The organism is Actinoplanes regularis, assembly GCF_900188005.1.
Taxonomy (GTDB): Bacteria; Actinomycetota; Actinomycetes; order Mycobacteriales; family Micromonosporaceae; genus Actinoplanes; species Actinoplanes regularis.
The window spans coordinates 119,580-130,072 of sequence record NZ_FZNR01000023.1 but is presented as its reverse complement, the minus strand read 5'-3'; the positions used below and the strand labels follow the sequence as shown (position 1 = coordinate 130,072).

Annotated in this window: 8 protein-coding genes and 3 tRNA genes; 7 read left to right on the top strand and 4 right to left on the bottom strand. The window is 69.7% G+C overall.

Annotation, left to right across the window (positions count from 1 at the left end; all coding sequences use genetic code 11):
- Positions 1-433 precede the first annotated feature (433 nt).
- The 3 genes from CHC09_RS37545 to CHC09_RS37535 form a co-directional block, all read right to left on the bottom strand.
- Positions 434-1,795 carry a dihydrolipoyl dehydrogenase family protein gene (locus CHC09_RS37545; RefSeq protein WP_089298025.1) on the bottom strand — a complete coding sequence of 454 codons (1,362 nt, stop codon included), beginning with the start codon at positions 1,793-1,795 and terminating at the stop codon, positions 434-436.
- A 70-nt stretch (positions 1,796-1,865) separates the two neighbouring features.
- Positions 1,866-3,176, bottom strand: a complete 1,311-nt coding sequence (locus tag CHC09_RS37540) for a cryptochrome/photolyase family protein (protein WP_089298024.1) — start codon at positions 3,174-3,176, stop codon at positions 1,866-1,868.
- Between the two features lies 1 nt (position 3,177).
- On the bottom strand, positions 3,178-4,065 hold the full coding sequence (locus CHC09_RS37535; protein ID WP_089298023.1) for a phytoene/squalene synthase family protein: 888 nt from the start codon (positions 4,063-4,065) through the stop codon (positions 3,178-3,180).
- A 67-nt stretch (positions 4,066-4,132) separates the two neighbouring features.
- Between CHC09_RS37535 and CHC09_RS37530 the strand changes: the two genes are divergently transcribed.
- From CHC09_RS37530 to CHC09_RS37500, 7 genes are all read left to right on the top strand, one after another.
- Entirely contained in the window at positions 4,133-5,203 is a 1,071-nt protein-coding gene (locus CHC09_RS37530) for a polyprenyl synthetase family protein (protein WP_089298022.1), read from the top strand.
- Complete coding sequence (crtI, locus tag CHC09_RS37525; RefSeq protein ID WP_244911627.1) at positions 5,200-6,723, top strand: phytoene desaturase family protein; 1,524 nt, start codon at positions 5,200-5,202, stop codon at positions 6,721-6,723. Before CHC09_RS37530 ends, crtI begins: the two co-directional genes overlap by 4 nt.
- Positions 6,720-7,265 (top strand): isopentenyl-diphosphate Delta-isomerase, encoded by a 546-nt coding sequence (gene idi, locus CHC09_RS37520; RefSeq protein WP_089298020.1) that lies wholly within the window; start codon positions 6,720-6,722, stop codon positions 7,263-7,265. Before crtI ends, idi begins: the two co-directional genes overlap by 4 nt.
- A complete protein-coding gene (locus CHC09_RS37515) occupies positions 7,255-8,112 on the top strand; it encodes a MerR family transcriptional regulator (RefSeq protein ID WP_089298019.1) in 858 nt (285 codons plus the stop codon). The genes idi and CHC09_RS37515 overlap by 11 nt, the downstream gene beginning before the upstream one ends.
- Before the next feature lie 172 nt (positions 8,113-8,284).
- Positions 8,285-8,357: transfer RNA gene (locus CHC09_RS37510), tRNA-Glu, on the top strand.
- Positions 8,358-8,415: 58 nt separating this feature from the next.
- Positions 8,416-8,489, top strand: a tRNA-Asp gene (locus tag CHC09_RS37505).
- Positions 8,490-8,504: 15 nt separating this feature from the next.
- Positions 8,505-8,581: transfer RNA gene (locus CHC09_RS37500), tRNA-Phe, on the top strand.
- A 529-nt stretch (positions 8,582-9,110) separates the two neighbouring features.
- Here the strand turns inward: CHC09_RS37500 and CHC09_RS37495 are convergent.
- Positions 9,111-10,418, bottom strand: a complete 1,308-nt coding sequence (locus CHC09_RS37495; RefSeq protein WP_089298018.1) for a calcium-binding protein — start codon at positions 10,416-10,418, stop codon at positions 9,111-9,113.
- Between the last annotated feature and the right edge of the window lie 75 nt (positions 10,419-10,493).

The following is a 10,493-nucleotide window of genomic DNA, read 5'->3' as shown; positions in this document are numbered from 1 at the left end:
TCCAACCCACTCCCGAAAGAGATAGGCCGGGGTATTGCCATAATTGGCACTGGCTTATCAAGCACCCTGTTGAGTTCTCAAAGAACAACCGCACACCTTGAACCCGACCCGCATCCGCGGCCCGCATCCCCGGGGCACTCGCTCTACGTTACTCGGCTCGTTCGGCGTTGTCAACCGGTTAATCCCGGTTGGTGCCGTTCTGACCTAGTACGGCCACTCCTGATCAAGGCCACGGCTCTGCCGTAGTCTTGTGATCAGAAGATTTGGTAGGACGGCCGCTGTCACCCGAATCGCTCCAGGATCTTGCTCGCCCGTTTCCCTACCGGCCCGAGAAACATTACTCGCTGGTTTTCAGCTCCTCGAACCGGGGTCCAGCATCCCGCATTTCCGCAGGTCAGCGTCGGGAAATCGGAAAATGCGGCAGGGCGGACGGTCAGGCCAGCGCCTTGAGCGCGTCACCCAACCCACGATGGAAGGTCGGGTACGCCCAGATCTGGCTCAGCAGCGTCGACACCGGCACTTCCGCGTGCACGGCGACCGACACCGCCGCGATCATCTCCCCACCCGACTGCCCGGCCGTCGTCCCGCCGACCAGCACACCGCGATCGTGATCGGCGACCAGCTTCAGGAACCCCTCGTTCCCCGGCCCATGGATGAACCCCCGGGAGGTCTGGTTCAGCGGCACGTACCCGACCTGCACGTTCAGTCCCGCCTCCCGGGCCTGTTGCTCGGTCAGACCCACCGCGCCGATCTCCGGATCCAGGAAGGTGACGCGCGGCCGGGCCCGATAGTCCGCACCCGGGCCACCCTGCCCGAGAAGGTCCCGCACCGCGATGTCCGCCTCGTACATCGCCATGTGCGTGAACGCCCCGTTGCCGGTGACGTCGCCGACCGCCCAGACGCCGTCGCCGGCACGCATCCGCTCGTCGGTGCTCAGGAATCGAGCCGCCGGGTCCAGTCCCACGTTCTCCAGACCGAGCCCGCTCAGGCGGGCCGCACGACCGGTGGCGACCAGCAACTTCTCCCCAGTCAGCACGGTCCCGTCGGTGAGCGTCACCTGGAACTCGCCGTCATGGGCGACGCTCCGCGCGCGGGCCCCGGTGCGGACGAGGACCCCATCGGCCGCCAGGGCGGCCTCGGCGACCGCGGACGACTCGGGTTCCTCCATGGCGAGCAGTCGCGGGGACCCCTCGATCACGGTCACCCGCACACCGAACCGGGCGTACGCCTGGGCCAGCTCACAACCGATCGCGCCGCCACCGAGCACCAGCATCGACTCCGGCAGGGTGGCCGCTTCGACGGCTTCCCGGTTGGTCCAGTAGGGCGTACCGGCAAGTCCTTCGACGGGCGGGATGACCGCGGCCGTTCCGGTGGCGATGACCAGGCCGCGCCGTGCTGTGTACTCCTCGTCGCCGACCCGCACCCGGCCCGGACCGGTGATGGTCGCCGTGCCCCGCACGAACGTCCCGCCCTTGGCGGTGAACCTGTCCACGGCGACCTTGTCGTTCCAGTCGTCGGTGGCCTCGTCCCGGATCCGCTTCGCCACCGGAGCCCAGTCCGCTTCCACTGTGGAGGTGCCGGCCAGGCCGGGGATCCGGCGCGCCTCGGCCAGCGCGTTCCCGGCCCGGACCATGATCTTGGTGGGGATACAGCCCCAGTAGGGGCACTCACCGCCGACCAGGCGGTGTTCGACACCGACCACGTTCAGCCCGGCCGCGGCCAGGCGACCGGCGGCCTCCTCGCCACCGACGCCGAGTCCGACGACGACCACGTCCACTTGCCGCGCTTCAGCCATGGAACCCAGCTAAACAGAATTCCGCGTCGGTTTCGCTCCGCCAACGGACATGTCGGCGGTCGGTCCCGGTTCAGTCCCGCAGCCAGACTGCCTCGTCCCGGTGCGACTCGAGCGGTCCGGGATAGTCGAGGCCGCGGCGCACCGGTTCCGGGAGGCGCCACGGCTGATGCACCGCGGCACCGTCGACATCCTTGAGCTCCGGTACGTAGCGACGCACGTAAACACCGTCCGGATCGAACCGTTGTGCCTGCCTGATCGGGTTGAACCGGCGGTAGGGCCGGGTGTCGTTGCCGGTGCCGGCGGTCCACTGCCAGTTGCCGGAGTTGTTCGGCACGTCCCCGTCGATCAGCCAGCGGAAGAACCAGTCGAGGCCGAGCCGCCAGTCGAGGCCGAGGTGCTTGGTCAGGAACGCGGCGGTGATCAGCCGGGCCCGGTTGTGCATCCAGCCCTCGGCGCGCAACTGGCGCATCCCGGCGTCGACGACCGGGACCCCGGTCAGACCGTCCCGCCAGTGCTCGAGCGCGTCGTCGTCGTAACGCCAGTCGCCGTCGGCGGAGGGGCGCATGGCTCGCGTGGAGATCTTCGGGAAGGCCGCTGTGACCTGGTAGTAGAAGTCCCGCCAGGCGAGTTGGCGCAGGTAGGCGTGCGCGCCCGGGGAGTCCGCGGCCCTGACGGCGAGGGCGAGTTCGAGCGGCGACAGGCAGCCGAAACGCAGGTAGGCACTCAACCGGCTGGTGTTGTCGGCGGCCAGATCGTCGTGCTCATCCTCGTACCGGGAAATCTTTGGGAGCCAAGCGCGGAGCCGGCGGCGAGCCTCGGTCTCGCCACCGGGGATCGCGTCGGGTGATTCGCCGGCGGGCATCTCGGGCAGCCGCCCTGGAGCGATGCCCTCCGGCATCGCGATCTTCCGCGGGGTTCCGGAGACCTGGCGCCATTCGGCGCGTTCCCAGGATTTGAAGTACGGCGTGAAGACGCGGTACGAGGCTCCGCCGCCGGCCGGCTTGAGCGCTCCGGGCGGCATCACTGTCACGCCCGGGGCAATCTCGACGTGGAGCCTCTCGTCCCGGAGCCGCCGCACGCGCCGCTGGGCGTAATCGGTCACATCGCCGGCGACCATGACCGTGGTCGCGTCGATCTCCCGGGCCAGCCGGCTCGTCTCGGCCACCGGGTCCCCGCTGCGGATCACCAGATCAGCGCCCAGCTCCCGGAGCGAGCCACGCAGGTCGGCGAGGCTCTGGTGGAGGAAGCGCTGCCGGTTGGCGGAGAGGCCGGCGAGCCTCGGGTCGAGAACGAACAGCGGCACCACCTCGTCCGCACCGCTGAGCAGCGGATTGTCGTGGATCCGCAGGTCCCGGGTGAACAACGCGATCCGGACGCTCATCTCAGGCCGCCAGTTGGACAGGGGTGCCGGGCCGGGTGAGCAGACTGCGGACGGCGACGGCGGCCCGGCGGCGGTTGGGCACCGTGGCGCGCCGGACGAAGACGTCGTGACCGGCCGCCTCGATCTCGTCGAGGATGCCGCCGTAGAGCTGGAACGCCGTGCGCATGCAGGCCTGGGAGGCGGGTTCGAGCAGTGGGATGCCGGGCGCGGCGGCCGCGTAGTGCTCCCGGGCCCGGGCCACCTCCGCCCTGATCAGCGCACGGACCGCGGGCGTGGCCACCCCGGCACGCAGGTCGGCCACCGTGACGCCGAACTCGGCGAGGTGTTCCGCGGGCAGGTAGACCCGGTCGCGGGCGAGGTCCTCGGCGACATCCCGGATGAAGTTGGTGAGCTGGAACGCGAGGCCGAGCTGGCGGGCCGGCTCGCGGGCGGCGACCGGGTCGGAGGAGCCGAGGAGCGGCAGCATCATCGTGCCGATCACCGCGGCCGAGCCGTCCATGTAGTCGAGCAGGTCGGCGTAGGTGGCGTAGCCGGTGACCGTCAGGTCCATCGCCATGCTCCGCAGGAACTTGTCGAAGTCCGCCACGTCCAGCCCGAAGACCGCGATGGTGTGCAGCACGGCCGGCAGCAGCGGATCGTCGACCGGTTGGCCGCGCAGGCCGGCCAGGAATCCGGCGGACCAGGCGGAGAGCTCGGCGGCACGCTCGGCGGGCGGCCGAGGTTCCGTCCGGTCGACGATCTCGTCGGCGAATCGGGTGAATCCATACAGAGCGTGTACATGACGGCGCTTCCAGGCCGGTAGCAACCGGGTCGCCAGGTAGTACGTGCGTCCGTGCTCTCGGTGCAGGTCACGGCAGCGCGCGTAGGCGGCTGCCAGATCGGTATCCATCCCGGTCCTCCGGTAAATCGACGCACAAATCGACGCAAGCTCCGGAAGTTAGGGTACGGTACCGATCGTGGCCAATGACACCCTCGAGGGAAATCGCGTCAAGGCGATACCCCGTCAGCAGGTCTTTCACACCGGGCTGATCGACGCCATCGAGGGGACGCTCGCCGACTTCCTCGCCGCACAGATCGCGTCGCTGGACGCGATCGACTCATCTCTCGGCGGCTTCGCGCGGACCGCCCGTGACCTGGTGCTGGCCGGCGGGAAACGGTTGCGTCCGACCTTCGCGTACTGGGGGTGGCGGGGTCTCGCCGGGCCCGCCGCCGACCCCGAGCCGCTGCTGCCCGCGCTCGGGGCGCTCGAGCTGATGCACACGTTCGCCCTGGTCCACGACGATCTGATGGACGACTCCGCGACCCGGCGTGGCCGGCCCACCGCACATCGGATCTTCGCGGCGCAGCACGGTGCCCGCTTCGGCTCCTCGGCCGCGGTGCTGGTCGGCGACCTCTGCCTGGTCTGGGCGGACCAACTGCTGGCGCGCACCCCCGTGCCGCCGGCCACCCTGCTCGAGGTGCGCGCCCGGTATGACCGGATGCGGATCGAGGCGGTCGCCGGGCAGTACCTGGACGTGCTCGGCGAGACCGATCCGGCGTCCTGGTCGGTGGAGCGTGCGTTGCTGGTGGCCCGGCACAAGACGGCCAGTTACACCGTGCAATGGCCACTCGACTTCGGGCTGGCGCTGGCCGGGGTGCACGACGCCGAGGTGGCCGCGGCGTATCGGGCGTACGGCAAGGCCGTCGGCGAGGCCTTCCAGCTGCGCGACGACTTGCTCGGGGTGTACGGCGATCCGGCCGTGACCGGCAAACCGGCCGGTGACGACCTGCGCGCCGGGAAGCCGACCACGCTGCTCATGCTGGCCCGGCGGATGGCCACCCCGGCGCAGCTGCTCGAGCTGGACGGCGCGGAGGTCGGTCGCAAGGCGCAGGTCGTCGCGGAGACCGGCGCGCCGTCGCGGGTCGAGGAGATGATCCGGGCCCGGGTCACCGAGGGTCTCACCGCGCTGGCGTCGGCGCCGATCGACCCCGAGGCGCGAGGCGTACTGATCGAACTGGCCACCGTGGCGACGCAGCGACCGGCATGATGAATCCCCTTTCGTCGTCCACCCCCTGGAGCCGCGGCGTGCGCACCGTCACCGGACCCACCGATCGTGTCGTGATAGTCGGCGCCGGCCTGGCCGGCCTCTCCTGCGCGCTGCACCTGGCCGCGGCCGGGCGCGAGGTCACCGTCGTCGAGCGGGAGCCGGTGCCGGGTGGCCGCGCCGGGCGCCTCTCGGCCGGCGGCTACGACTTCGACACCGGACCGACCGTGCTGACCATGCCGGAGTTGATCGCCGAGCCCCTCGAAGCGGTCGGCGAGAAGCTCTCCGACTGGTTGGATCTCACTCCACTGGATCCGGCATACCGGGCGTATTACCCGGATGGTTCCACGTTGGACGTGCGCACCGACACCACCCGGATGGCCGCCGAGATCGCTCAGCTCTGCGGAGCCCGGGAGGCCGACGGTTACCTGCGCTTCGTCGACTTCACCCGGCGGCTCTGGCGGCTGGAACGCGATCATTTCATCGACCGGAACCTGGACAGCCCGGCCGACCTGCTCAACCTCAACCTCCTGCGGTTGTTGGGGATGGGCGCGTTCCGGCGGCTCCAGCCGAAGATCAACGACTTCTTCCGCGATCCGCGGACCCAGCGGATCTTCTCGTTCCAGGCGATGTACGCCGGTCTCGCGCCGCACGACGCCCTCGCCGTCTACGCGGTGATCGCGTACCTCGACTCGGTGGTGGGGGTCTACTACCCCAAGGGCGGCATCCACGCGGTGCCGAAAGCCCTGGCCGGCGCCGCCGAGAAGCACGGTGTGACGCTCCGCTACAACACCACGGTCGACCGGGTGATCACCCGGAACGGCCGCGCCACCGGGGTGGTCACGGCGGGTGGGGAGGTCATCGCGGCGGACACCGTCGTACTCAATCCGGATCTGCCGATCGCCTACCGCGACCTGCTCCCGGCCCGGCGCCGGCGCCGCCTGCGCTACTCGCCCTCCTGCGTGGTCCTGCACATCGGCTCGGCGCGGGCATATTCCAAGATCGCCCACCACAACATCCATTTCGGTACGGGGTGGAAGCGCACCTTCGACGAAGTGATCAATCAGGGCCTGCTGATGAGCGACCCGTCTCTGCTGGTCACCAACCCGACCCGGACCGATCCCACGGCCGCCCCCGCCGGCCGGCAGACGTACTACGTGCTCGCGCCCGCCCCGAACCTGGAGACCGGCCCGATGAACTGGCGCGGCGATCTCGCCGAGCGCTACGCCGACGAGCTGCTGCACACCCTTGAACAGCGCGGATACGTCGGCTTCCGGGACGGGATCGAGGTGGAACGGATCATCACCCCGGCAGACTGGGCGGACGACGGGATGGCGGCCGGCACCCCGTTCGCCGCCGCGCACACGTTCTCCCAGACCGGCCCGTTCCGCCCGTCGAACCTGCACCCCACTCTGCCGAACGTGGTCTTCACCGGTTCGGGCACACAACCCGGCGTCGGCGTGCCGATGGTGCTCATCTCCGGGAAGCTGGCCGCGAACCGCATCACACAGGGGGTCTCATGAGCGTCCGAGAAGGTCATCTCGTCGAGCTGGTGGACGAGGAGGGGCAGACCGTCGGATCGGCCACCGTCTCGCGGTCGCATCAGGCGCCCGGGCTTTTGCACCGGGCCTTCTCGGTCTTCCTGCGAGACGCCGAGGGGCGGGTGCTCCTGCAGCAGCGGGCCGCGGTGAAGACCCGCTTCCCGCTGCGTTGGGGCAACACCTGCTGCGGGCATCCCCAGCCGGGCGAGGCGGTCACGGTCGCGGCCGATCGTCGTCTCGCGGAAGAGCTCGCGGTACGGGACATTCCGCTGACCGAGGCCGGGACCTACACCTACCGGGCAACGGATCCGGTCACCGGGCGGGTCGAGTACGAGTACGACCACGTGCTGTTCGGAACCCTTCCCGACGGGGTCCTGCCGCGACCCGACCCGGACGAGATCGCGGAGTTGCGCTGGGTCCACCCATCGTCGCTGCGCGCCGAGTTGTCGGCGGCGCCCGAGTTGTACGCCCCCTGGCTCGCCGGCGTCTTCGAGGTGCTCACGGAGCGATCGGGTGGTCGATGAGGCGCTGAGCGCGGGAGCCGCCGCTCGCCGACTGGGTGTGGCGGTCACCACCCTGCGCACCTGGCACCAGCGCTACGGGCTCGGCCCCAGCGCGCACGAGCCGGGGCAGCACCGGCGGTACACCGCCGACGACATGAACCGCTTGCAGATCATGCAGCGGCTCACCGCCCAGGGCGTGGCACCCGCCGCGGCCGCCGCCTGGGCGGGAAACCGCCCGCCGGCCGTCCCGGTGCCGGAGCAGGCGGCTCCGCGCCCGGAATCGGCCGTCCGCGGGCTGGCCGGTGCCGCCATGCGGCTGGACGCGCAGGTCATGCGGGACATCCTGGGCTCGGTGGTCCGCGAGCGTGGCGTGGTGCCCGCCTGGACCGAGGTGATGACCCCGGTGCTGATCGGAATCGGTAACCGCTACCAGAGCACCCAGCGTTTCGTGGAGGTCGAGCACCTGCTGTCGCGGATCATCACCGAGGTGCTCGCGTCCGTCCAGCAGGCCGCCGGCCCCCCGCGGATCATGCTCGCCGCCGCCGACGAGGAACAGCACACGCTGCCCCTGGAGGCACTGGCCGCCGCGCTCGCCGAGGCCCGGGTGCCGAGCCGCCTGCTGGGAGCCCGTGTGCCGCCCGGGGCGCTCCTGGACGCGATCGCGCGGACCGGACCGGCCGCGGTGGTGCTCTGGTCGCAACGGCCGGCCACCGGCTCCGTCGACCAGCTGACCCGGGTCCGGGACAACCCGCACCCACCATTCGTCGTAGCGGCCGCCGGTCCGGGCTGGCCGACCGGCGATCTTCCCCTCGGGATCACCCGGCTCACCGGGCTCGCCGAGGCGGTCCATCTGCTCACCCTCGCCTGACCGGCGATGTTTTGCCTGGTCAGAGGCGTACTGCCGAAAAGAGGGGTACCGATTTGGCGAGCGCCCGGGGGATCACATATGCTTTGCAGGCCTCAACGGGGCGCGGTTGGGGCCAAGGCCACCAAGCGTTGCTGATCGAGCATCCAGCGCGATATGCAATGATGGCGGAGTTGCCCTCATCGTCTAGTGGCCTAGGACGCCGCCCTTTCAAGGCGGTAGCACGGGTTCGAATCCCGTTGGGGGTACTGGTAAGTTAGCGGTGCGAGTCGCTGACACGCCAGAGTAAGAAGAAGTGAATAGCAAGGTCCTGTGGAGCAGTTGGAGTGCTCGCCGCCCTGTCAAGGCGGAGGTCGCGGGTTCAAGTCCCGTCAGGACCGCAAAGCATCAAGCAAGGCCAGGTAGCTCAGTTGGTACGAGCGTCCGACTGAAAATCGGAAGGTCGGCGGTTCGACCCCGCCCCTGGCCACCAGGCTCTTCGCCGGGCACTGAGCACCGTCCACCTGCGGAAACGCACGGTGGACGTTTTGCTTTCCGGCCCCCTTCTAGCACCGCGAGTTGACCTCCGGTGATCGCGAATTCCCCATGATCGCCATCACAGGTTGCACGTTCGCTGCACGCCGTTCGCGCCATGCCCCCAACCACTGACGGCCATCGGCCTAGCCCCGAAGGTGACAGCCGCCACAATGCGGCGAGCCACGGCAGACCAAGCGCCGGGTTCTCGGTGGCAAGCCGCGAAGCACGGCGCCGCCTAGCCACGAATGCGATCGTCACGGCCTGGCTCTGCCCCTACCCTCAGTCGAGTTCCGAGCAGGGGAGGCTCGAGCATGGCCATGCCTCGGAAAGGTAGTCGCCTGATCACGGTGCGGAAACGCACGGTGGACGTTTTGCTTCCGGTCGCCGAGGACCCCGTCCATCGTGGAGCGGTGTCCGTGACGGCGGAAAAGCAATCGGCGCCCGGACGGAAATCCGCCGGGCGCCGATCAGGGGTCAGACTGTGCTTACTTGCCGGCCAGCGCGGCGAAGATGCGCGCCTTGGCCTCGGCAACCACGGCCGCGTCGGCGGCGGGCGCCGCGGTGGCGGACCGCGCGGAGAACGCGCCGACCGTCTGGTTGGGCTGCTCGCAGTCGGTGGTGGTGCCCGCGGCCATCACGAGGCAGACGTCCTCCTCGACCTGGGTGCCACCGTCGAGGACATCCAGCGCGGTGTCACTGCCGAGCAGGTTGCCGTTCTCGTCGAGGTCCTCGCCGACCAGGAAGTCGTCCTCGCTGCTGCCACGAAGGGTGTCGTCGCCGGCCTGCCCGACGGCGAGGTCGTAGCCGACACCGCCATCGATCACGTCGTTGCCACCCTCGCCGAGGATGATGTCGTCGCCCGCGTCACCGGAGATGGTGTCCGCGCCGGTGCCGGTCTCGTCCGGGTTGTCGCCGAGGAGGTCGTCGTCGCCGTTGCCGCCGTAGAGACGGTCGGTGTCCGCGCCACCGACGATGAGGTCGAGGCCGTCGCCGCCCGAGAGGGTGTCGTTGCCGGCGTCGCCGAAGAGGAAGTCGTCGCCGGAGTGGCCGTAGACGGTGTCGGTGCCCGCCTCGCCGTAGAGGTCGTCGTCGCCGGCCTGGCCGTAGACGGTGTCGTTGCCCGCACCGGCACGGACGAGGTCGTTGCCGACCCCACCGTCGATCTTGTCGTTGCCGTTGCCGCCGTAGAGGGTGTCGTTGCCGGCGACGCCGACGATCGAGTCGTTGCCGTCCTCGCCCGAGATCCAGTCGTTTCCGGTGCTGCCGTCGATCGTGTCGTTGCCGGTGGAGCCGTAGATCGTGTCGTTGTCGGCCTCGCCGTACAGGGCGTCGTTGCCGGCCTTGCCGTGCAGCTTGTCGGCGCCCGCACCGCCCTGAAGCCGGTCGGCACCCGTGCCGCCGATCAAGGTGTCGTTACCGGTGCCGCCGGTGGCGATCATGTACACCCCGGTCTTGTTGGTGACCGTGTCGTTCTTGTCCCCGAGGGCGACGCTGAGCTTCGTCGTCGTCTTCGAGGTCGTGCACTTCACCTTGGTCGAGTCGACCTTCTTGCAGCCCTTGCCCGGCTTGAGGGCGTTCGTGTCGTCGAGGGTGACGGTCCGGCCGGAGATCGTGATGACCAGCGAGTTCGTCTTACCCGCCGCGGCGTTGAACACCACCGCGTTGGTGCCGGACACGGTCGCGGTGCCGGTCGAGGCCGCCTGCGCCGGAGAGGCGAGCAGGATGCTCGTGGTGGCCACGGCAACGGCGGTGACGCCGATCGCGGCCAGGGCCTTGCGGTTGATCAAGAACATCGAATGTCCCCCGTGAGAGCAATTCGGCGGTGTCGATCACCGCACGAGCGCTGATGATAGAACGGTACCGTCCCG